This is a genomic window from Klebsiella sp. MBT K-1 (genome assembly GCF_002556465.1).
GTDB classification, from domain to species: domain Bacteria; phylum Pseudomonadota; class Gammaproteobacteria; order Enterobacterales; family Enterobacteriaceae; genus Klebsiella; species Klebsiella grimontii.
The window spans coordinates 19479-42090 of the sequence record NZ_PDEL01000001.1; the positions used below are offsets into that span (position 1 = coordinate 19479).

18 protein-coding genes and 2 pseudogenes are annotated in these 22612 nt (G+C 61.7%); 4 read left to right on the plus strand and 16 right to left on the minus strand.

What is annotated here, in order from left to right:
• Positions 1-202 precede the first annotated feature (202 nt).
• Positions 203-1285, plus strand: coding sequence for a malate/lactate/ureidoglycolate dehydrogenase (locus tag CMQ96_RS00080; RefSeq protein WP_098065616.1), 1083 nt, complete (start codon positions 203-205; stop codon positions 1283-1285).
• A gap of 237 nt (positions 1286-1522) precedes the next feature.
• Positions 1523-3673 (plus strand): formate dehydrogenase subunit alpha, encoded by a 2151-nt coding sequence (fdhF, locus tag CMQ96_RS00085; RefSeq protein WP_024357925.1) that lies wholly within the window; start codon positions 1523-1525, stop codon positions 3671-3673.
• Positions 3674-3824: 151 nt separating this feature from the next.
• Here fdhF and CMQ96_RS00090 read toward each other — a convergent pair whose 3' ends face one another.
• Positions 3825-4976 (minus strand): M20 aminoacylase family protein, encoded by a 1152-nt coding sequence (locus CMQ96_RS00090; RefSeq protein ID WP_064342815.1) that lies wholly within the window; start codon positions 4974-4976, stop codon positions 3825-3827.
• Between the two features lie 283 nt (positions 4977-5259).
• Here CMQ96_RS00090 and CMQ96_RS00095 point away from each other — a divergent pair, with 283 nt between their 5' ends.
• On the plus strand, positions 5260-6465 hold the full coding sequence (locus tag CMQ96_RS00095) for an MFS transporter (protein ID WP_004139588.1): 1206 nt from the start codon (positions 5260-5262) through the stop codon (positions 6463-6465).
• A 100-nt stretch (positions 6466-6565) separates the two neighbouring features.
• Here the strand turns inward: CMQ96_RS00095 and CMQ96_RS00100 are convergent, their stop codons facing one another.
• The 8 genes and pseudogenes from CMQ96_RS00100 to CMQ96_RS00135 all read right to left on the minus strand — a co-directional run bounded on the left by CMQ96_RS00100 (position 6566) and on the right by CMQ96_RS00135 (position 13720).
• Positions 6566-7288: an amino acid ABC transporter ATP-binding protein gene (locus tag CMQ96_RS00100; protein ID WP_024357923.1), complete on the minus strand. Its 723-nt coding sequence runs from the start codon at positions 7286-7288 to the stop codon at positions 6566-6568.
• Positions 7275-8039, minus strand: a complete 765-nt coding sequence (locus CMQ96_RS00105) for an amino acid ABC transporter permease (protein WP_004113535.1) — start codon at positions 8037-8039, stop codon at positions 7275-7277. The genes CMQ96_RS00100 and CMQ96_RS00105 overlap by 14 nt, the downstream gene beginning before the upstream one ends.
• Before the next feature lie 65 nt (positions 8040-8104).
• The gene (locus tag CMQ96_RS00110) at positions 8105-8872 is read right to left on the minus strand and encodes a basic amino acid ABC transporter substrate-binding protein (RefSeq protein ID WP_004139585.1); all 768 of its coding nucleotides are present in this window, start codon (positions 8870-8872) and stop codon (positions 8105-8107) included.
• 95 nt (positions 8873-8967) lie between these two features.
• Entirely contained in the window at positions 8968-9867 is a 900-nt protein-coding gene (locus CMQ96_RS00115) for a MurR/RpiR family transcriptional regulator (RefSeq protein ID WP_004139584.1), read from the minus strand.
• A pseudogene (locus CMQ96_RS00120) lies at positions 9864-10834 on the minus strand (ABC transporter substrate-binding protein); the annotation flags it as partial. The pseudogene CMQ96_RS00120 and the gene CMQ96_RS00115, both read right to left, overlap by 4 nt.
• Positions 10828-11880: an iron ABC transporter permease gene (locus tag CMQ96_RS00125; protein ID WP_098065620.1), complete on the minus strand. Its 1053-nt coding sequence runs from the start codon at positions 11878-11880 to the stop codon at positions 10828-10830. The gene CMQ96_RS00125 and the pseudogene CMQ96_RS00120, both read right to left, overlap by 7 nt.
• Positions 11877-12902: an iron ABC transporter permease gene (locus CMQ96_RS00130; RefSeq protein ID WP_024357920.1), complete on the minus strand. Its 1026-nt coding sequence runs from the start codon at positions 12900-12902 to the stop codon at positions 11877-11879. Before CMQ96_RS00130 ends, CMQ96_RS00125 begins: the two co-directional genes overlap by 4 nt.
• Positions 12899-13720, minus strand: a complete 822-nt coding sequence (locus CMQ96_RS00135; protein WP_049088721.1) for an ABC transporter ATP-binding protein — start codon at positions 13718-13720, stop codon at positions 12899-12901. Before CMQ96_RS00135 ends, CMQ96_RS00130 begins: the two co-directional genes overlap by 4 nt.
• Positions 13721-14276: 556 nt before the next feature.
• Here CMQ96_RS00135 and CMQ96_RS00140 point away from each other — a divergent pair.
• Positions 14277-16298, plus strand: coding sequence for a TonB-dependent siderophore receptor (locus CMQ96_RS00140; protein ID WP_170960588.1), 2022 nt, complete (start codon positions 14277-14279; stop codon positions 16296-16298).
• An 81-nt stretch (positions 16299-16379) separates the two neighbouring features.
• On the opposite strand, the gene CMQ96_RS28585 is transcribed toward CMQ96_RS00140, so the two are convergent.
• The 7 genes and pseudogenes from CMQ96_RS28585 to CMQ96_RS00170 form a co-directional block, all read right to left on the minus strand.
• Positions 16380-16529 carry a hypothetical protein gene (locus CMQ96_RS28585; protein ID WP_176518967.1) on the minus strand — a complete coding sequence of 50 codons (150 nt, stop codon included), beginning with the start codon at positions 16527-16529 and terminating at the stop codon, positions 16380-16382.
• A complete protein-coding gene (locus tag CMQ96_RS00145; protein ID WP_098065622.1) occupies positions 16523-17311 on the minus strand; it encodes an ABC transporter ATP-binding protein in 789 nt (262 codons plus the stop codon). The genes CMQ96_RS28585 and CMQ96_RS00145 overlap by 7 nt, the downstream gene beginning before the upstream one ends.
• The gene (locus CMQ96_RS00150; RefSeq protein ID WP_024357917.1) at positions 17305-18300 is read right to left on the minus strand and encodes an ABC transporter permease; all 996 of its coding nucleotides are present in this window, start codon (positions 18298-18300) and stop codon (positions 17305-17307) included. Before CMQ96_RS00150 ends, CMQ96_RS00145 begins: the two co-directional genes overlap by 7 nt.
• Positions 18281-19318: an ABC transporter substrate-binding protein gene (locus CMQ96_RS00155; RefSeq protein ID WP_098065624.1), complete on the minus strand. Its 1038-nt coding sequence runs from the start codon at positions 19316-19318 to the stop codon at positions 18281-18283. Before CMQ96_RS00155 ends, CMQ96_RS00150 begins: the two co-directional genes overlap by 20 nt.
• Positions 19315-20289, minus strand: coding sequence for an ABC transporter substrate-binding protein (locus CMQ96_RS00160; protein WP_049086804.1), 975 nt, complete (start codon positions 20287-20289; stop codon positions 19315-19317). Before CMQ96_RS00160 ends, CMQ96_RS00155 begins: the two co-directional genes overlap by 4 nt.
• Before the next feature lie 11 nt (positions 20290-20300).
• A complete protein-coding gene (locus CMQ96_RS00165) occupies positions 20301-21389 on the minus strand; it encodes an acyl-CoA dehydrogenase family protein (RefSeq protein WP_098065800.1) in 1089 nt (362 codons plus the stop codon).
• A gap of 34 nt (positions 21390-21423) precedes the next feature.
• Positions 21424-22528: pseudogene (locus CMQ96_RS00170) on the minus strand (LLM class flavin-dependent oxidoreductase).
• Between the last annotated feature and the right edge of the window lie 84 nt (positions 22529-22612).

Sequence of the window (22612 nt, forward strand, 5' to 3'; positions counted from 1 at the left end):
GAAGCGATTTTTCCCTGACTCGCTGAGTACCCTTGCACATTCCTCGATCTTACTTCGCCCCCGACGCCAACCCAGCGCCGTGCCGCGGCTATCTATTAACACCTGCGTCGGGATCCCCTTGATCTTCGCCGTTGCTCAGCGCAGCATGGAAATGCAAACACGCTAAAACAATAATCCGCAACCCATTCACAGGAGAGAATCAGTGCAAACAGGACATCGCTTCCAGGCCACGGATCTGCATCAATTTGTTAAAACCCTTTTCACCCATATGGGAAGCTCCCCCACCGAAGCGTCGCTTATCGCCGACCACCTTATTGCCGCCAACCTGGCCGGGCACGATTCCCACGGAGTCGGTATGATCCCAAGCTACGTACGCTCCCACGCGCAGGGCTATCTCCATCTCAACCGCCACGCCAGCGTGATGAAGGACGCGGGCGCGGTGGTCACGCTGGACGGCAACGGCGGATTCGGCCAGGTGGTGGCCCATGAAGCCATGCAGATCGGTATTGAGAAGGCAAAACAGCACGGTTTGGCCGCCGTGGCGCTGCGCAACGCGCACCATATTGGCCGCATCGGCTACTGGGCGGAACAGTGCGCGGCCGCCGGAATGATCTCTATCCATTTCGTTAACGTCGTTGGCAACGTGATGGTCGCCCCGTTCCGTGGGAAAGACAGCCGCTTCGGCACCAACCCGCTGTGCGTGGTGTTCCCGCGCGTCGGCCATCCGCCGCTGCTGCTGGATTACGCCACCAGCGCCATCGCCTTCGGTAAAACCCGCGTTGCCTGGCATAAAGGGGTTCCGGTACCGGCAGGGTCGCTGATCGACGCTCGCGGCGTCCCCACCACCGACCCGGCGGTGATGCAGACCTCGCCGCTGGGGGCGCTGCTGACCTTTGCCGAACATAAAGGCTACGCGCTGGCGACGCTGTGCGAAGCGATCGGCGGCGCGGTATCCGGCGGCAAAACCTCGCATCAGGAGACGCTGCAGGGCAGCGTGGACGCCATCTTCAACTGCATGACCACCATTATTCTCAGCCCAGAAGCGTTCGATGCGCCGGATATGCAGCGCGAGACCGAAGCGTTTATCGACTGGTGTAAACAGTCGCCGCACGAGCCGGACGCGCCCATTCTGGCGCCGGGGGAGTGGGAAGAGGCGAACCGTCGGCAGCGTCTGGCGCAGGGCATTCCGCTGGACGCCGGAAGCTGGCAGGCGATTTGCGCCGCCGCCGAGGAGGCAGGAGTACCCGCCGACACCCTCGCGCAGCTGCGCCAGAAGCTGGCCTGATTGTCCCTTGATGACGCCCGAGCGGGCGTCATGTCATCGTCATTAGTGTCGACATCACCGCCGCCCCGCCTGCACCTCCCGACTATTCTAAATAAATTCAATAACTTAAAATTTGGCACATCCTATGCATAACGCTCCCGTCATCTGCCGGTACGCTGGCGCATGACGCCCTGACAAGGGCGGGCCGGGCCCGGCCTGTCCATTGTTGTTTATTCTCTGTTAACAGGTCTGTTACTGATGAAAAAAATCACGAGCGTTTGCCCTTATTGCGGGGCCGGTTGCAAACTTAAGCTGGTCGTCGAAAACAATAAGATTATCCGAGCCGAAGCCGCTGATGGCGTTACCAACCAAAATCAGCTGTGCCTGAAAGGCTATTACGGCTGGGATTTTCTCAACGACACACAGTTGCTGACGCCGCGTCTGCAGCAGCCGATGATTCGCTACCAGAAAGGCGGCAAGTTCACCCCGGTAAGCTGGGATGAAGCCATCCGCTATACGGCGAAAAAACTGCGTGAAATAAAGGAGAAGCATGGCCCGCGCGCCATTATGACGACCGGTTCATCGCGCGGTACCGGCAATGAAACCAACTACGTGATGCAGAAGTTCGCCCGCGGGGTGCTCAACACCAATAACGTCGACTGCTGCGCCCGCGTCTGCCACGGCCCGTCGGTCGCCGGCCTGCAGCTGGCGCTCGGCAACGGCGCGATGAGCAACTCGATTAGCGATATTGAGAACTCAAAATGCCTGCTGGTCTTTGGCTATAACTGCGCCGACTCCCACCCAATCGTCGCCCGCCGGGTGATTAAGGCCCGCGAAAACGGGGCAAAAATCATCGTCTGCGACCCGCGCCGTATCGAAACCGCGCGCATCGCCGATCGTCATCTGCAGCTCAATAACGGCAGCAACATGGCGCTGGTCAACGCCTTCGCTCACGTCCTGCTGGAAGAAGATCTGTATAACCACGACTACGTCGACCGCTTTACCGAGGGGCTGGATGCCTATCGTGAGATGGTGAAAGACTATTCCCCTGAAGCCGTCGAAGGCATCGTCGGCGTCCCGGCCGCTGAAATTCGCCAGGCGATGCGCATGTTTGCCGCCGCGCCTTCCGCCACCATTATGTGGGGGATGGGCGTCACCCAGTTCGGCCAGGCGGTGGACGTTGTCAGAGGGCTGGCGAGCCTCGCGCTGTTAACAGGCAACCTCGGACGCGCCAACGTCGGCGTGGGGCCGGTACGCGGGCAAAACAACGTCCAGGGCGCCTGTGATATGGGCGTCCTGCCGAATATGTTCCCCGGCTACCAGGACGTCACCGACGCCGGCGTTCGCGCCAAATTCGCCAACGCCTGGGGGATTGATCCGGCGAGCATGGACGACCAGGTCGGTACCCGGATCACAGAAGTGCCGCACAAAGCGCTGACCGGCGAGATCAAAGCCTACTACATCATGGGTGAAGATCCGCTACAAACCGAAGCCGATTTGGGTCTGGTGCGTAAAGGGATTGAGGCGCTCGATTTTGTGGTGGTGCAGGATATCTTTATGACCAAAACCGCCGAAATCGCCGATGTGCTGCTGCCCGCCACCTCCTGGGGGGAACACGGCGGCGTCTTTACCTGCGCCGACCGCGGCTTCCAGCGCTTTGAGCAGGCGATTATCGCCACCGGTAACGTTAAGCGCGACTGGGAAATCATCAGCCTGCTGGCCAGCGAAATGGGCTATCCGATGCATTACGATAATAACCAGCAGATCTGGGACGAAATGCGCGAACTCTGCCCGCTGTTCTACGGCGTCACTTACGAGAAAATGGGCGATATGAACCACGTCCAGTGGCCGTGCCCGACGCTGGATCATCCCGGTACTCCGTGGCTGTATAAAGATAACCTCTTCGATACGCCGACCGGTAAAGGTCAGCTGTTCGCCGCCCCGTGGCGGGCGCCTGCCGAGACGCCGGATGAAGCGTATCCGCTGGTGCTGTGTACCGTGCGCGAAGTCGGCCACTACTCGTGTCGTTCGATGACCGGCAACTGCGCGGCTCTGCAGTCGCTTGCCGATGAGCCAGGACGGGTGCAAATCAACCGCGCCGACGCGCAGCGCCTCGGGATCGCCGACCAGCAGCTGGTGTGGGTCAGCTCGCGGCGCGGCAAGGTGATTACCCGCGCCGACATCAGCGATCGCATTAATGAAGGCGCGGTGTACATGACCTATCAGTGGTGGGTTGGCGCCTGTAATGAGCTGACGCAGGATAATCTCGACCCAATCTCGAAAACGCCGGAAACCAAATACTGCGCGGTGAAGGTGGAGGCTATCGCGGATCAGCGCTGGGCCGAACAGTATGCCTGGACAAGCTATAGCGAGATGAAAGCCCGCCTGAAAGCGGCGGTGAACGTGTAAAACAACGCAGGGAGATGCGCGCGTCTCCCTGCATAGCCACTTTTGTTCCCGGGGACGGCGCTCAACGCGCCTTGCCCGGGCTACAGGTTCAGTGCCGTCTGCGGAGCGGTAGCCCGGACAGGTGCGCAGCGCCGCCTCCGGGATCGCCCTCTTACGCCAGCAGTTTCTCCACCAGCGCCGTCCACAGCGCCACGCCGTGAGGGAGCAGCTCATCGTTAAAATCATAGCCGGCGTTATGCAACGGCTTTGACGCCGTCTCGCCATCGGCGCCAATCCAAAAATAGGCGCCAGGACAAGCCTCCAGCATGCAGGCAAAATCTTCCGAGGCCATGGAGGGGTTCCCGTTCCAGCTCACCGCCGACTCCCCCAGCAGCGCGGTCGCTACCTCGCGCACCTTTTGCGCTTCGGCCGGATGGTTAGTGGTCACCGGATAACCGGGATACCAGGCGATTGCGCCTTCCACCTCTGACACCTGCGGCTGGGCGGCGACATAGCTCTCAATCAGCCCCCTGACCCGCGCGCGCACCTGGTTGTCCAGGCAGCGGAAGGTCCCGCGCAGCACCACTTTATCCGGCAGCACGTTGATCGCCTCTCCGCCGGCAATCTGGGTAATGCTCACCACCGTCGACTCCTGCGGCGACAGGCGGCGCGAAGGAATGGTTTGCAGCGCCATAATCAGCTGCGCCGCGGCGACAATCGGGTCCGCTCCGCGCTCCGGCATCGCCGCATGGCAGCTTTTGCCGGTCAGGGTAATTTCAAACGCGTCGAGAGAGGCCATCATCGCCCCGCTGCCGATCGCCACCTGGCCCAGCGGCATACCCGGCCAGTTGTGCAGCGCGTAAATGGCATCCATCGGGAAGCGCTCAAACAGCCCCTCCTCTACCATTTTCCGCGCGCCGCCCAGGTTCTCCTCGGCGGGCTGGAAAACAAAGTGCACGGTACCGCGAAAGCGGCGGGTCTGCGCCAGATGCGCCGCTGTCGCCAGCAGCATCGCGCTATGACCATCATGGCCGCAGGCGTGCATCACGCCAGGATTGCGCGATTTATAGCCGACATCGCTCTGCTCGGCGATCGGCAGCGCGTCCATATCGGCCCGCAGGCCAATCACCGGACCGGGGCCGTTCTCCAGGGTCGCGACCACGCCGGTACCCGCCAGCCCGCGATGCACCTGGAGGCCAAACGACGCGAGCAGTTCAGCCACCCGACGCGAGGTTTCCTGTTCCTGATACCCCAGCTCAGGGCAAGCATGAAAATCACGTCGCCAGCGAATGGCCTCGGCGATCAGTGAAGAGGATACTGCCATGTCATACTCCTTTCCTGCACAGCATCAGCGCTGAACGAGTGTGTTATTCAATAAATTGGGGCTACAGGTAGTCCGCCAGCCTATTGGTTATATCCTTTCGCCTGCTCGCTGACAACTTCCGCCAAACCCTGCGCCGGCGCGCCTTTACGCGGCCCCCTCGCCAGCGCCGTCCTTTTTTGTAGTGATATCAACGGTGACATAAGGCGTGCGATTAATTATTATGCAGCTATACTGGCGTTTTACCGAATAATTCACTCTTCATACCTCCTTAACCGGAAATAAAATGTTCAACCCAGAGCAGAATCGCCTTGCCCCCACGCTGGCGATGATCATGGCGGCTTCATTAGTGGGATTTATCACCGGATACACGGTGCCCTTAATCAGTCTGGAGCTGGCGCAGCAGCAGATTGATACCGTTTACGTCGGCCTGCTGGCCGCGCTACCGCCAGCGGGGATGATGATCTCCTCCTTCCTCTCACCCGCGCTGTGCCGGCGCTTTGAGATGGGGCTTCTGCTCTCCGTCAGCCTGGTGGCGCTGGCGGCGGCAACCATCGCCTCCTGCCTGTCGTTTGATATGGTTCATCTCCTGCTGCCGCGGCTGGTTACCGGCCTGGCGTCGGGGGTGATTATCGTCATTGGCGAAAGCTGGATCACCGGCGGCGCGGCGGGGAAAAACCGGGCAACCCTGACCGGCATTTATGCCTCCGCCTTTACCGGCTGTCAGCTGGCGGGGCCGCTGCTGATCTCCGCCGGAGAAGCGTATCAATCATGGACGCTGCTGCTCGTCGGACTGGTGACCCTCGCCTGCCTGCTGATGCTCCGCCATCTGCCCTCCGGCAGCCGCGAACGGCTGGCGGAACGCGCCAGCTGGCGCAGCCTCGGCGCTTTTTTGCCGGTACTGGCTTCCGGCGTATTCTGTTTTGCCTTTTTTGATGCCAGCATTCTGGCGCTGCTGCCGTTGTACGGTATGGATAAAGGGCTAAGTGAAGTCACGGCGGTGCTGCTGGTGACGGTGGTATTGACCGGCGACGCCGTATTCCAGGCGCCGCTGGGCTGGATTGCCGACCGCTTCGGCATCCGCCGCGTACATCTGACCTGTGCGGTGGTCTTCTGCCTCGCCCTGCTGGCCCTGCCGTTTCTGCTGGCGTCGCATATCCAGCTGATTGTCGGCTGCCTGCTTCTCGGCGCCGCGGCGGGGGCGCTCTATACCCTGTCGCTGGTCCGCGCCGGGAAAACCTTCTCCGGGCAGAAGCTGATTATGATCAACGCCCTGCTGGGATTCTTTTGGTCCGCGGGCAGCGTGGCCGGGCCGGTAGTCAGCGGATTGCTGATCAGCGTCGCGGGCTATGATGGTCTGCTGATGACGCTGTTTGTCAGCGGCGCGCTGTTCCTGCTGATCCAGTGCCTGGGTAAAAGCGAAAAAGCGCTGCTGGCGGACGAACGCGAGCGCGAAGAAGAGATGGATGATATTAGCGAGGCGGCGCAGTAGCGCTTAAGGGCCGTCACGGTTCGACAAAACGAAAGCGCCCTCATCGCCCGCGCAAGATCTTCTCCCCGGCGGCGCAGCCGCGCGCCGGGGTCGTTATCGATTACAGCACTTTACTTAAAAACGCGGCGGTGCGCGGGTTAGTCGGCGCGCTAAAGATCTGCGCCGGTTTTCCCTCTTCCTGAATGATGCCCTGGTCGATAAAGATAACCCGGTCGGCCACTTCGCGGGCAAAGCCCATTTCGTGGGTCACGATAACCATGGTCATCCCTTCGCTGGCGAGGTTTTTCATCACCTCCAGCACGTCGCCCACCAGCTCAGGATCGAGCGCCGAGGTGGGCTCATCGAACAGCATAATCGACGGCTTCATCGCCAGCGCGCGGGCGATGGCCACCCGCTGCTGCTGCCCTCCGGAGAGGCTGGAGGGCCAGGCGTCGCGCTTGTCGCTCAGCCCGACCTTCGCCAGTAGCTCTTCCGCCAGACGCACCGCCTCCGCGCGCGCCATGCCGCGCAGGTTCATCGGGGCCATAATCAGGTTTTCCAGCACCGTTTTGTGCGGGAACAGATTAAAACGCTGAAACACCATGCCGACGCTTTCCCGCATCTTATTCAGATCGGTCGCGCGATCGTGGGCGGCAAAGCCGTTCACCTCCACCTCGCCTTCGCTGACGGTTTCCAGCGCGTTCATGCAGCGCAGGAAGGTGCTTTTCCCGGAGCCGGACGGGCCGATAATACAGACCACTTCCTGCGGTTTGATATCGCAGCTGATGCCGCGCAGAACGTGGCTATCGCCGAAGCGCTTGTGCAGATTGTTAATGTGAATCACTTTTGCCAAACCTCTTTTCCAGACGGTTAACCAGCTGCGCCAGCAGGAAAGTAATGACCCAGTAAACCAGGGAGATGGTCAGGTAGGGTTCCCAGTAGGTGGCGTAGGCGCCGGAAACGGTGCGCGCGGCGTAGGCCAGGTCCGCCAGACCGATGGCCGACGCCAGCGAGGAGTCCTTGACGATGGCGATGGCGTTGTTGCCCAGCGGCGGCAGAATGCGGCGAAACGCCTGCGGCAAAATCACCTGACGCATGGTTTTCCACCACGGCATTCCCAGCGCCCGGGAGGCTTCCATCTGCCCCTTATCGATCGACTGGATCCCGGCGCGGAATATTTCGGAGACGTAGGCCCCGGCGTTCAGCGTAATCGCCACGATACAGGAGAGAAACGCGCCGTAGTTCGAGCGCAGCTCGCGGGCGAAATCGGCGCTCATCATGCCGCTGGTCACCAGCAGACCGTCGCGCGGGTTGATAAACAGCGGCACCAGCGCGAAGTGCACCACCATAATTTGCACGAACAGCGGCGTGCCGCGAAACGCGCTGACGTAAAAGCGCACCGGAAACTGCACCAGATAACGCAGAACGTATTTCCATACCCCGTGCTCGGCTTTCGCCATCCGCCCCAGCCCGAGAGTCAGCCCCCACAGGGTGCCAAGGATCACGCAGATAATGGTACATTTAATGGTCATCAGGGCACCGTCCATAAACAGCGGACCGTACTCCTCAATGATCTCCCAACGGAATCCCGTCATAACCCTTCCCTAAAAAATACGGCTATCGCCAGAGTCGATAGCCGTGATGAAAACAAATATGCGAATTATTGCGCTGGCAGCGTCGGGACGTTGTCGTCGAACCAGGTTTTATAGATTTTGGCGTAGGTGCCGTCAGCGATGATTTTCTGTAAACCGGCGTTGATTTTCGCCTGCAGCTCGCTGTTGCCTTTCGCCACCGCGATACCGAAATACTGGCGCTCAAATTTGGCATCCGGCACCAGCTTGAACTGCTTCTCCGGGTGCTGCTTGATGTAGTATTTCACCACGCCGACGTCGCCAACCGCCGCGCTGACGCCGTCTTCAAACAGCTCCTGCAGCATCAGCGGGGTATTATCAAAACGCTTGATCGAGGTGCTGTTCTTGCCCAGCACGTCGGAGACCACGATATCGCCGGTGCTGGAGTTCACCACCCCGACTTTCTCACTTTTCAGCGCCTCAAGGGAGGTGACTTTTGAATCCGCCGGCACGACGATGGACTGCTCGGCCGGGAAATAAGGGGCGGAGAAATCCACCATCTGCTTACGCTTATCGGTGATGGTGATCCCGGAGATAATAATGTCGCGATCGCCGGTGCTCAGGGTGGCGAAGATCCCTTCCCACGGCGTATTGACCAGTTTGATATCAAAGCCTTCCGCTTTGGCGATCGCTTTAATGATATCGATATCAAAACCTTCCAGCTGTTTCTGGCTGTTCTCAAACTCAAACGGGCGATAGGTTCCGCCGGAGCCCACCACGTATGTTTGCTGAGCCGCGTGGGCGGTGCCGATCATCGCCGCGACCAGGCAGCATGCTTTCATCCAGTTCTTAACCATGACAACTCCGTTTTATGCATTAATTTTGCATAAAAATACACAGAGTCAGCATGGCATGCAACCGGAAACCTTGCCGAGGGTAAATTATCTGCCGTTTAGCTTCGTTTACCGCCGGATTTCCCGATGGCCCGATGCAATTCATTGATCCGCTTCATCGATTTCACCGTCTTCTGCGGCGCGGTGGAGGCCACCGACAGCACGATCATCTCCAGGCATACCAGCACCGTCCCGTGCAGCGGCACCCGCCCGTTATCGCCGCCGCGCGGCACCTCAATCACCACCTGCGCCTGCTGGCTAAAGCGGGAGTCCAGCGCCTGAGTCAGCAAGATCGTCGGGATCCCCAGGCGCCGGGCCTCGCGCAGGGTAGTCATCCCCTCCCGGTGCGGCGACTTTTGCCCCATCATAATCAGCACATCGCCGCGCTGCAGGCCGATCAGCTGCTCGGCGAGGCTAAAGCCGGTGCGGTTCATCACGTACGAAGGCAGGCCGATGCGGCTCAGTAGCCTGGCGGTATATTCCGCCAGTATGCCCGAGGCGCCGATCCCGAAAATGCCCACCTGGCGCGCGCCGGTCAGCAGCGCCACCGCCTGAGCCACCGCCGCGCGGTTGTCAGGTCGCGACAGCACTTCGCAGGCCCGCTGATGCCCCTCAAGGACAAAATCAATGCTCGAATGGACATCGCTGGAGAGCGCGCTCACCGTTGAAATCATCTTTTCCGACGAGGTCGCCGATGGGCCAAACCAGCGTTCCATGGTCTGCTTCAGTTCCCGCAGTCCGGCGAAGCCGAGCGCCTGGATGGCGCGTACCACTGTGGCGTCCGAGGTGTTGGTCGCGCTCGCGATTTCCATGGCCGTGCGCTCCAGCACCGCTTCCCGGTTATCGTTGATATAGCTCGCCACCGCCAGCAGACGCGGCGAAAGCTGATGCGCGCGGGCGCGAAAACGTTCGCCGAACAGGTCAACCCGCCCCTTCTCTCTCTTAACCGCCATTTTCATTTCAGCCCCTCGGGTAGAGGACGCCCGGCGATGTGCGACTGCACCTGGGCGACCATCAGCGACAGCGCGGCGTAGGAGTTAGAGATAACCTCCTCGCGCGGCAGCAGAATATAGCGCCCGGTACGGCAGGCGCGCATAAAGTCGCACCAGCCCGGCATCACGCCCTCCATCGCCCGCAGCTCATCCTGCGGCTTACCGCCGGTATCGGAGCGCCAGGTGGCAAACACAAAATCGGCATCCAGCTCCGGTAGCTGCTCGGCGCTGACGTCAATGCGCTGGCCCTCGGGGATGTTGTCAATCAGCGACGGGAAGCGGAATCCGGCATCGCGCAGCACGCGGCCCAGCGCATGATAGGAGTGATGCACGGTCACTTTGCCGTTGTTGGCCTGAATCACCGAGACAACGATGTTTTGCGTATCCACCATCGCCTTTAGCTGGGCTATCTGCGCCTGATAGCGGCGTTCGAGGATTAAGAGCCGCGGCTGGGTACCGGTGAGCTGCGCCAGCTTGCGGTAGATGCGCGGCGCGCTGCCCTGCAAATGGTCGATGCTGACCGTTGGCGCAATCTTCTCCAGCTGCTCCACCGAGACGTGGCGGCTCGGTTCGGTAATAATCAGGTCCGGTTTCGCGGCGGCCACCGCTTCGAGGTCGATATCCGCCGTGCCGATAAACTGAATCGCGCTGTTATCGAAATCAATCCCGGTCAGCTGTGCGCTGGAGCGTAAAAAGTGGCTGCCGTCCGGACGCGTCCTCCCGTGGCTGGCGACCGGCGGGACGCCAAGCTCAATCAGGGGAATGGTGATATCCAGGTCGTGCATCGACACAATGCGCTGCGGGTGCAGCGGAACGGTCACCGCGCGACCTAAGTCGTCGGTGAAGGTTTGCGTATCGGCGGCCGAGGCGACGCCCGCCAGCAGCACCAGCAGAGAAACGAACCAACGCATAGCGATCCTTTTTGATTTACAGGGCGTCACGGCGACGCCAGAGCAGAACGATAAAAAACGGACAGCCGACCAGAGCAATCACGATCCCCGCCGGTATCTGCAGCGGCGCGAACGCCAGCCGGCCAATGGTATCGGTGGCTAACACCAGCAGCGCGCCGATCAACGCGCTGCCGCAGAGCAGCGCCACCTGGCCGCCGCGCAGCAGAAAACGCGCCATATGCGGTGCCATCAGGCCAACGAAGCCAAGGCTACCAACGCAGGAGACGCTGGCGGAGGTGAGCAGCACCGGCGCGAAAAAGCGCAGCAGGGTGAGCTGCTGCAGACGTACCCCGAGGCCGATGGCCGTGCGGTCGCCGAGCAGCGCCGCATCGGCGGCCCCGGCGGTCAAAAAAAGGATCATCGCCCCGGGTAGCGCCCAGCAGAAAGCGACGGCCAACAGCGGCCAGGTCGCCGCGTGCAGGCTGCCCGCCAGCCAGATCATCGCCGTCTGTACATCGCGCACGTCGGCGGTGGTCATAAAAATGCCGACCGCCGCCGCCAGCGTCCAGGAGACGCCGATGCCGATGAGAATAAAGCGCGGGCGCGAACAGTCGCGGGCCAGCGCCAGAACCAGCAGCGCCACCAGCACGCCGCCGAGCATCCCCGCCAGCGGCCGCCAGATGACGCCCACCGCCGGAAAGAACAGCACCAGCGCCAGAACCACAATGCTGGCCCCCTCCTTCACCCCGATAAGCCCGGGGTCCGCCAGACCGTTGCGGGTAATGCTCTGCATCGCCGCGCCGGCCAGGCCGAGCATCGCCCCGCACAGCAGCGCCATCAACAGCCTCGGCAGGCGGATATCAAACAGGATAAAACGCGGCTGTTCGGCGACGTTTTCCGCGCCCAGCAGCGCGCGAAACAGGGTCCCGGAAGGCATCGGGAAACTGCCGCGGGTCAGGCCAAACAGCGCCAGCAGCAGGATAACGAGCAGCATGCCGGCAGCGATTTTTAACGCCGCGGGCCGCAGCAAAAAATGCCGGCCGCAGCAGGCAAGCGGCTGAAAACCGGCGCGACGGGCGGCGCTTTTCATTTAAAAAACCTCGCGGCGATAAAAATAAATACCGGCGCCCCCACCAGCGCGGTCATCGCGCCGGTTGCCAGCTCCTGGGGCGCGACCAGGGTACGCGCGGCGATATCCGCCAGCAGCAGCACCAGGGCGCCAACCGGGGCGGCCAGCGGCAGCGCCAGGCGAATATCTTCGCTAATCAGCCGACGCACCGCGTGGGGGACCACCAGCCCGACAAAGCCGATCGGCCCGGCCACCGCCACCGCGGAGCCGCACAATAGCGCAATGGCGGCCAGCCCCAGCAGGCGGGTCTGAACAATCTTCACCCCCAGCCCCAGCGCGACCTTATCGCCCAGCGCCAGCACGTTCAGACGCGGCGCGATGGCCAGCGCGACCGTCACTCCCGCCAGCGCCGGGAGCAGCGCCGCGCGCAGCGTTTGCCAGTTCAGTCCGGCAAGATCGCCCGCCAGCCAGGTACGCATCGCCAGTAGCGTTTGTTCATCGAGGATCAGAATCGCCGCCGTGACCGCCGAGGCAAACGCCGACAGCGCTACCCCACAGAGGGTAATGCGTAGCGGCGTCACGCCACCGCGCCCGGATGACGACAGCAGCATCACGCCGCCAAACAGCAGCGCCGCGCCGCAGGCGGCGGTGAGCGGTCTGGCTAACGCCACGCCGCCGAGGCTGATTCCGAGCGCCGACGTCGCCACCACCGCCAGCGAAGCGCCAGCGTTAAGGCCGAGAATATGCGGCTCGCCCAGCGGATTGCGGATCACGGTTTGCAGCAGCAGCCCCGCCACGCCGAGCGCCGCGCCGGTGAGCAGCGCCGCCGCGAGACGTACCAGGCGTAAATCAACGATAATGCGGTGGTCAAAGTTGCGCGGATCGTAGTGAAACAGCGCCTGAAGCACCGTTTGCGGCGCAATCCAGCGCGCGCCGAGCCCGAGATGTACCAGCGAGCCGCCCAGCAGCAGTAAACTCAGCAGTACCAGCGCCAGCCGGGGCCGGGATTGTCGGCGCGGCAGCAGTAGCGCGGAGGCGCTCATAACGCCTTCTCCTCACGGGCGCGGAACGGCATAAAAAAGGGCTTGCCGGTCTGCGGGTTGAGCGACATCTGCACGTCCACGTCAAAAACAGTTTTGATCAGTTCCGGCGTACAGATCTCCTGTTCATTAATCACCCCGGCGATCTGCCCTTTTTTAAGAAACACCAGCAGGTCGGCGTAGTTCACCGCGAAGTTCAGGTCGTGCAGGACGGTGACCACCGTGCGGCCGTGATCGCGGGTTAAGGTTTGCAGCAGTTCGAGAATGTCGACCTGATAGCGCAGATCGAGCCAGGTAGTGGGTTCATCCAGCAGAATTGTCGCCGTTTGCTGAGCGAGGGCCATCGCGATCCAGCAGCGCTGACGCTGGCCGCCGGAGAGGCTATCAACCGCTAGATGGGCAAATTCGGCGGTGCCGGTGAGCATTAGCGCCTCTTCGACCGCCCGTTCATCGGCCTCGGACCATTGACGCATCAGACCCTGCCAGGGGTAGCGCCCGCGGGAAACCAGTTCAAACACCGTCAACCCTTCCGGCGTTAGCGGCGATTGCGGCAGAATCCCCAGCCGCCGGGAGACCTCACGGGTCGGCATCTGATGAATCACCTCGCCGTCCAGACGTACGCAGCCGCCCAGCGGCTTGAGCATCCGGGCGATGGTCGACAGCAGCGTCGATTTCCCCGAGCCGTTGGCGCCGGCCAGTACCGTCATTTTCCCGTGGGGGATGGTCAGATGAATATTATCGACAATTAGCGTCTGGCCATATCCGGCCGACAGGGAATCGAGGACGATCCCCTGCTCTGCAGGCAACACCCGCTGTGGCATAACTCGCTCCCGCGCCGCAACGGCGTGGCGCCAGGCCCGCTCGTTCCGCACTCAAACAAAAATAAATCTCATTCTCTTTTGATCATGCGGCGGATGAATGTAGTAGTCAATACCCCGCGACCGCATCGATAACGGCGGTCTACTACCGACAACCGCACCTCCAGAAAATGAATTAATAACCAATAAAAACAATAAATTAATTTATATCCACTCTGCTTATTCAGCGCTGATTGCGTGATTATTTACGTCGGCACTTTTTTATCTTACATAACGTTTACTACTACATTCCTTCGTGATTGAATGATTCTCAATTACATATCTGCACGCCTTCTGGCGTTAATAACAGATAGCTTTCTTTTTCAGGGCAATGATTTTATTGGCTTTACCTCTGCGCAAAGGCGAGGTTCGTTCACGAGACACAAAAATGATTCCATTAAATGTCCCTTTTTCGGCATTAAAAGGGCGTGCGCTTTTTTCACTGATTTTTTTCACCTCACCGGGATTAGTGGCCGCGGAAAATAGCGCCACTCAGACAAAAAAAACGACTGACGAAACGATGACGGTCGTCGCCGACGGTTCACGGCAGAGCGCTACCAACGGTTATCAGCCGGTCAATACCTCGACCGCCACGCTGACCACCATGCCGATGCTGGATATTCCGCAGGTGGTCAACACCGTCAGCGAGCAGGTGCTCGAGGATCAGCATGCGACGAACCTCGACGAAGCGCTGTATAACGTCGCCAACGTGGTACAAACCAATACCCTCGGCGGGACCCAGGACGCCTTTAGCCGCCGCGGCTTCGGCGCCAACCGCGACGGCTCGATCATGACCAACGGCCTGCGCACCGTGCTGCCGCGCAGCTTTACCGCTGCCACCGAACGCGTTGAAGTGCTCAAAGGCCCGGCCTCAACGCTGTACGGCATTCTCGACCCCGGCGGATTAATCAACGTCGTCACCAAACGCCCGGAGCGCAGCTTCGGCGGCTCCGTCTCCGCCACCTCCACCAGCTTTGGCGGCGGTAGCGGGCAGTTCGACGTCACCGGCCCCATCGACGGGACGCCGCTGGCGTATCGGGTGATTGGCGAATATCAGCATGAAGATTACTGGCGTAATTTCGGCAAACAGAAGACCAGCTTTATCAACCCTTCCCTGACCTGGTTCGGCGAGCGGGCAACGGTGAACGTCTCCTATTCGCACCGTAACTACAGTACCCCATTCGATCGCGGCACCATCTTCGATCTGAACACCGGTCATGCGGTGAATGTCGATCGCAAAACGCGTTTTGATGAACCGTTTAATATTACCGACGGTTATTCCGACCTCGCGCAGCTGAATGCCGAATACCGGCTCAGCGACGCCTGGACCGCCCGCTTCGACTACAGCTACAGCCAGGATCATTACAACGACGATCAGGCCCGGGTAATGGCCTACGATTCGGCGACCGGCAACCTGACCCGCCGCGTCGACGCCACCCACGGTTCAACCCAGAAAATGCACGCTACGCGGGCGGATTTACAGGGTAACGTGGTCATTGGCGGCTTCTACAACGAGATCCTCACCGGCCTGGCTTACGAGAACTACGATCTGCTGCGTACCGATATGATCCGCTGTAAGAACGTCAAGGGATTTAATATCTATAACCCGGTCTACGGTACGCTCGACAAATGCTCCAGCGTTTCGGCATCCGATAGCGATCAGCGTACTCAGCAGGAGAGCTATGCGGGCTACGTCCAGGACGCGCTCTATCTTAGCGATAAGTGGATCGCCATTGCCGGGGTGCGCTATCAGTATTACACCCAGTACGCCGGGAAAGGCCGCCCGTTTAACGTCAATACCGACAGCAGCGACCAGAAATGGACGCCGAAAGCGGGCCTGGTGTATAAGCTGACGCCGTCCGTCTCGCTGTTTGGTAACGTGGCGCAGTCGTTTATGCCGCAGTCCTCCATCGCCAGCTATATCGGCAATCTGCCGCCGGAAGAGTCAACCTCTTACGAGCTGGGCGCGAAGTTCGAGCTCTTCAACGGCGTTACCGCCAATATCGCGCTGTTTGATATTGATAAGCGCAACGTCCTCTATACCGAATCGGTGGGTGATGAAACCGTAGCGAAAACCGCCGGTAAGGTGCGCTCCCGCGGCGTCGAAGTGGACGTGGCCGGATCGTTGACCGATAACCTGAGCGTCATCGCCAGCTACGGCTATACCGATGCGAAAGTCACCGACGATCCGGATTACAAGGGCAAACCGCTGCCGAACGTGCCGAAACACACCGGCTCTCTGTTCCTGAGCTACGACATTCATAACGTCTACGACAGCAATACCCTGACGGTGGGCGGCGGCGGTCGCGCGGTAAGCAAACGTTCCGGTACCAACGGCGCGGATTATTATCTGCAGGGCTATGCGGTGGCGGATGTGTTTGCGGCCTATAAGATGAAGCTGCAATATCCGGTGACGCTACAGGTTAACGTGAAGAATCTGTTTGATAAGACCTATTACACCTCCTCCATCGGTACCAACAACCTCGGTAACCAGATCGGCGACCCGCGGGAAGTGCAGTTTACGCTGAAGATGGATTTTTAAGCCTTATCCCTGTCCCGGATCGCGGCGCGCTGCGCCTTATCCGGGCTACAGCCCCCTCACTCCTTGTCATCCGGGCAAGAATCAGCGCGCTCCCTGTAGCCCGAGCAACATCAGCGCACTCCCTGTAGCCCGGGCAAGGCGCGGCCCTACCGCGCCGCCCCCGGGAATATCCCGGCGCTCCGTCAAACGCAGGCCGTCCAGCAGCCCCCGGTTAGCGCGTTGCTTTACCAATCCTCTTCCTGTCCCAGAATGCGCAAAATATCCTGCCGATGCTGCACCAGCAGCGGATTATCGCGATGGCGGGGAAACGCCAGCGGAAGCGCAAACTCGGCGATAATCCGCCCCGGACGCGGCGACATGACCAGCACCCGCTCGCAGAGCAGCAGCGCCTCTTCAATATCGTGGGTGACCAGCAGGCTGGTATAGCCCTGCTGCTGCCACAGGGCGATCAGCTCCCGCTGCATGCTGATGCGGGTAAGCGAATCCAGCTTGCCCAGCGGCTCATCGAGCAGCAGCAGGCGCGGTTCGTTCAGCAGCGCGCGCGCCAGCGCCGCACGCTGCGCCATGCCGCCGGAGAGCTGGCGCGGCCACGCCTCGCTAAACCCCTGCAGCCCGATGCGTGAAATCAGCGCGTCGGCCTTGGGCTCAAGCCCCTTTTTCCCCTGCGCCTGCGGCCCCAGCAGCACGTTTTGCCGCACCGTCAGCCACGGATAAAGGGTCGGATCCTGAAACACCAGTATCCGTTCAGGCCCCGGTCCGCCCATCGCCGCCTCATCAATCTGAATTTGCCCGGACTGCTGCGGCTCCAGTCCCGCCAGCAGCCGCAGCAGTGTGGATTTACCGCATCCCGAGGGGCCGAGCAGCGCGACGCTCTCTCCGGGCCGCAGCTGCAGGCTAATATTCTCCAGCACCGGCACCATCTGTTTGCCAAGGCTAAAAGCATGATGCAGGTGGCTTATCGACACCGCCGCTCCGGCCGAAACCGCCTGAGGTCTTGCGTTCGCGGTTACCATTGCATGCCTCCCCGCTGCCAGCTCAGCAGCCGGTCGCGGACCATAAACAGTCCGCTAATCAGGCCGGAGCAGAGCAGCGCCATCACCAGCAGCGCCGCGTACATATTGGGGTAGGCGGCCCAGCCCTGCGCCCACTGCAGATAAAAGCCAATACCCGATTTCACCCCGACCATTTCGGCGACGATCAGCACCGAAAACGATGCGCCCAGCCCCATAAACAGGCCGACAAAGACGTTCGGCAGCGCGGCGGGGATCGCCACGCGCAGGATCAGGAAGCGCTGGCTGGCGCCCAGGGTCCGCGCGACGTCATACCATGCCTTATCGATGCCGATCACTCCGGACCAGGTCAGCACGGTCACCGGGAACCAGGTGCTGAGCGCGATCAGGAACACGCTGGCGCCGAAGCTGGAAGGGAAAATAAACAGGCACAGCGGCAGCAGCGCGGTGGACGGCACCGGCCCCAGCAGACGCAACACCGGATGCACCCAGTAGCCGATCCGCTGGGACCAGCCGATCGCCAGCCCGCTGATAAAGCCGCAGCTGGTGCCCAGAAGCACCCCGAGCCCGAGCAGCCCCAGCGAATGCAGAAGGCTATCGAGCAGGCGCGGCCAGTCATCGTGCAGTACCTCAATCAGCGCCTGCGGCGGTGCGAAAAACGGCACCGGCAGAAAGGCCGTCTTTGCCGTCAGCCCCTCCCACAGCGCAAAGAGTACCGGCAGCAGCGCCAGCCACTTTCCGGCATGCTGCAGGCGAGCCCCGCGCTGCCGCCAGTAGCGGTAGCTCAGCGCCAGCAGCAAGAGCCCGCCGCCGAGGGTGAACTGCGCCAGCGCCCACCCTTCGCTAAACGGCCAGCGCCGCCCGGCATCGGGCCAGGCCAGCGTAAACAGGCCCCCCAGCAGCCATAGCGCGGCGGCAAGCAGGCCTTCCGTCCACAGCGGCCTGCCGCTTGTCGTACGCGCCAGCGCCCGTTCAGGCGAAAACGTTGACATAAATGCTCTCCGCAAACTGATGGGGATCGGTGCCCGGCTTAATGACCTGCACCCGCTGAAGATCCACGGCGTACTGGGTCAGCTCTTTGACAAACGCCTCGCCCACCGCGTGATGGCCGTGCCCCTGGCCGTGGAGAATGCCGCTGACCTCCGCCTCATTGGTATTCAGCGCATGGGCGAGGAAGGATTGCGCCACGCTTTCCGGATGCGCGGCGGCATAGCTGTGCGCCTCAAGAATCGCCTGAGTGAGCGCGGCGGCGGCCGGTTTATGATCGCGTGCCAGGCTACCGCTGACGCCCAGTACGCAGCAGCTCAGGTTGGCGTAATCGCCGGTCATATTGCTGGCGATAAGCTGATACTTGCCGGTTGCCAGCAGGCGATAGCTAAAGGGCTCGCTGCCGCTGATGGCGGCGATTTCGCGTTTATCCAGCGCCACGCTGAGCAGGTCCGGCGGATAGACTTTCCACTGCACATCGCTTATCGGGTCGATGCCGTGGCGCTTGAGCAAGATGGCGAAGAAGTTTTTATCTGGCCCGGCCATATCGGTGACGCCGATGGTTTGCCCTTTCAGGCTCTCCAGTCCGCCGAACGGCGAGTTTTTCGCCGTCAGCAGGTTCAGGCAGCCGCCGTGGGTTCCGGCGGTGAGCTTCACGTCGAAACCCTGCTCCAGCGCCTTCAGCCAGCGCAGCGCCATCCCGACGCCGGCGTCGGCCTTGCCGGTGGCAATCGCCTCCAGCAGCACGTCCGTCGAGTTGCCGAAGTTAACGAACTCCACGTCGAGATTGTATTTACTGAAGATCTTCTGCTGCTCGGCGACGGCAACCGGCGCCAGGCACACCGCGCTTTTGTTGATCGCCAGCTTGATTTTATACGGCTGCGCCAGGCGCAGCGCCGGGTGTTCTTCCCCGCTCGCCATGGCCGCCATATCGTGAGCCCAAAGCGGCAGGGATGCTCCCGCCAGCGCGAGACCGCCGGTCAAGCGTAAGAAACGACGGCGGGAAAAAGCGGCTTTCATCATGGCGCCACCTCCGCATGGGCCTGGGCGGCGGGCACGCTAAAGCCGTTATCAAAGGTCGGCGTCACGTCCAGCTTTGCGCGGATGAGTCCGTTGGCGAGGTAAAAATTCGCCGTCGACTGCTGCTGAGCGACCGTCTGCGCGTCCAGAGGCTGCCACTGCGACTGGCGATTGGCAAACTGCGCGCGGGCGATATCCGCCGGGAAACGAATAATCTCCCCCAGCGTTTTACCGTAGCTATCAAGGTTGGCGTAGGCCCAGCGCTCGGCGCCGGCCAGGCGGGTAAGGTAATCCTGCAGCGCCGCGCGTTTTTGCGGGTCTTTCAGGGCATCATCGGTTGCCGCCAGAAAGGTGTTGCCCGGCAGTAGCCCTTTACCGCTGACCAGAATCTTTCCTTCCGCGGTCTTCACCAGCTGCGTGGTATAGGGCTCCCAGGTCGCCCAGGCGTCCACCGAACCGTTGAGCAGCGCCACTTTGGCGTCCACCGGGCCGAGAAACACCCACTGCACCTCTTTCGGCGAAATTCCCGCCTGCTCCAGCGCTTTCAGCGCCACAAAGTGGCCAATCGATCCTTTACCGGTAGCGATGCGTTTGCCTTTTAAATCCGCGGCGCTCTTCAATGCGCTGTCGGGCGAGACCAGCACCGCGGTGCCGGCCGGGTTGCTTTTATCGACGGCGATGGCTTTGACCGGCGCGCCGTTAGCCAGCGCGAACAGTAGCGGCGCATCGCCGATAATCCCCGCATCCACCGCCCCGGCGTTAAGCGCTTCCGCCAGCGGCGCGGCGGCCGGAAACTCGGCCCATTTAATCTCGTAGGGGAGATCCCGCAGGGCGTTGGCGGCCTCCAGCTGCGAGCGCATGCCGCCCTTTTGATCGGCGATTCGCAGGGTGATTCGCTCCTGGGCCGCCGTATAGCCGCTCAGCGCCAGCAGCATCAGCGCCCCGGCTACACGGGTAAAATGAAGTTTGCGCATATGAATTATCCTTATTTTTGAAAAGCGTATTTGCCTGCCGCCAGCCACGCGCTGTCGTTCTGCGGGGTATGTACCCGCCCGCACAGGACGTTGCGATAGTGGCGTTCCAGAGGATTTTGCCGGCTCAGGCCATGGTTGCCGGTCAGCTCCAGCGCCAGGTTTACCGCCTGAATGGCGTTATCGGTAATGGTGACTTTCGCCAGATTGGCCTCAATGGCGGAAAAGCCCAGCTGCGCGGCCTTTTCCAGCAGGCTGCGGCTGACCAGCAGCCATCCGTCCATCTGGCCAACTTTTTCCTGCACCCGCGGCAGGCTGGAAAGCGGTTGCCCAAGGCTGCCCGGAATACGCGTACCCAGCCACGTCACCAGCCAGTCGCGGGCCGCGCGCGCCACGCTGTCGTAGATCGCCGCCAGCAGCGCCGTATGGCAATTGGCAAACAGACGAAACTGCTCGGCGTCCGGCGCGGGAGGCGCATCGGCCGCCCACACGTCCACCGCGTACTCATCGGCCACCCGCACATTGTTGAGCACCACTTCGTGGCTGCCGGTTGCCCGCATTCCGGCGTGATCCCAGCTTTTCACCACGCTGACGCCCTCGCTGTCGGCTGGAACCAGCCAGGTGCCGACCAGTGGACGAGCGTCGTCGCTGCGTCCCCAGACGGCCAGCCAGCTCAGCCCCTCAATGCCGGTGGTATAGATTTTGTGACCGTTAATTTGCCAGCCCCCGGCGCGGCGGGTCGCCACGGTTTGCGGCAGGCCGCCGCGCGCCGGAGAGCCGAGCTCCGGCTCCACCCGCAGGCTGTTGATCAGCCCGCCCCGCTCGACGGCATCGTGAAAAACCCGCTGACGCAGCGGCTCGGCCCAGCCAGCGTTTTCCGCCAGCCGCAGATGATGCAGATACTGCATGCAAACAATGAGCGCGGTCGCCGGTTCGCCCCAGGCGATGGCGGCGACCGCCTGCTGAAGTTCGGCTAAACCGGCCCCCGCTCCGCCGTACTGCTGCGGCACGGCGAGGCTCAAAAAGCCGCGCTGGCGCAGATGCGCGATATTGTGGCGGGGAAAGTCGCCGCTGGCGTCAAGGCTGGCCGCCTGCTCCGCCATCAGCTGGCGGATCTCCGTCAGCCGCCGCGTCCAGTCATCGGTGGCTTGCCCGGTCACGATGCGCGCTCCGCGACGGCGCGCAGGGCGGCTTTTTCGCGGGTTATCGGCAGCAGGGCCTTACCGTACTCCTGAGCATCGTTGAGCGGATCGAACCCACGGATCAGGAAGTTGCGCACGCCGAGGTCGTAGTAGTCGAGCAGCGCGTCGGCGACCTGTTCCGGGGTGCCCACCAGCGCGGTGGAGTTATGGCCGCCGCCCACCAGCTGCGCGATCCCGGTCCACAGGCGTTTATCCACCACCTTGCCCTGCGCCGCCGTGGCCCGCAGACGCTGCGCCCCGACGCTGTCGGGCTTGGCTTTGAAACCGCCCCCGCTCTGCGCCGCCCGCTCGGTGGCGACGTGCAGGATATGCTCGGCTTTCTCCCAGGCCTCGGCTTCGCTGGCGGCGATAATCGGCCGGAACGAGACGCTAAAGCCGATTTCACGCTGATGTTTCGCCGCCTCGGCCCGCACGCGCTGGATGGTTTCCGCGGTTTGCGCCAGCGACTCCCCCCACAGGGCGAAAAGGTTGGCATGTTTACCGGCCACGGCGATGGCCGCTTCCGAGGAACCGCCGAAGTAGAGGGGAATATGCGGCTTTTGCAGCGGGCGAATCGCCGACCACGCCTGTTCAGCCTGATAAAAATCGTTGGCGATATCCACCGGCTGTTCGGCGGTCCACACCTTGCGGACGGTCTCAAGGAAGGCATCGGTTCGCGCGTAGCGCTGGTCGTGATCGAGATAATCGCCGTCGCGGCGCTGCTCGGCGTCATTGCCGCCGCTGATGATATGTACCGCCAGGCGGCCGCCCAGCAGATGTTCAAGGGTGGCGAACTTACGCGCGGCGAGGGTCGGCGAGACAAAACCGGGACGATGAGCCAGCAGGAAGCCGATATGTTGCGTCGACAGCCCCGCCAGCGCGGTCACCAGAAAGCCGTCGGGTTGATCGGACCAGTGGCCCACCAGCAGGCGGTCAAACCCGGCAGCCTCGTGGGTTTGCGCGAAACGCACGATGTAATCACGGTCAAAAATCGGGCCGACCGGGGCGATGGTTTCCGACGACAGGCGGTGGCCGATCATGCCGAGAAACTGAATGCTCATGCAGAACTCCTTGTAGCAGGATAATGAGTGGACCGCCGCGGCGGCGCGTTTTCATTACCCTATACACGGGCTCTTAATGAACAA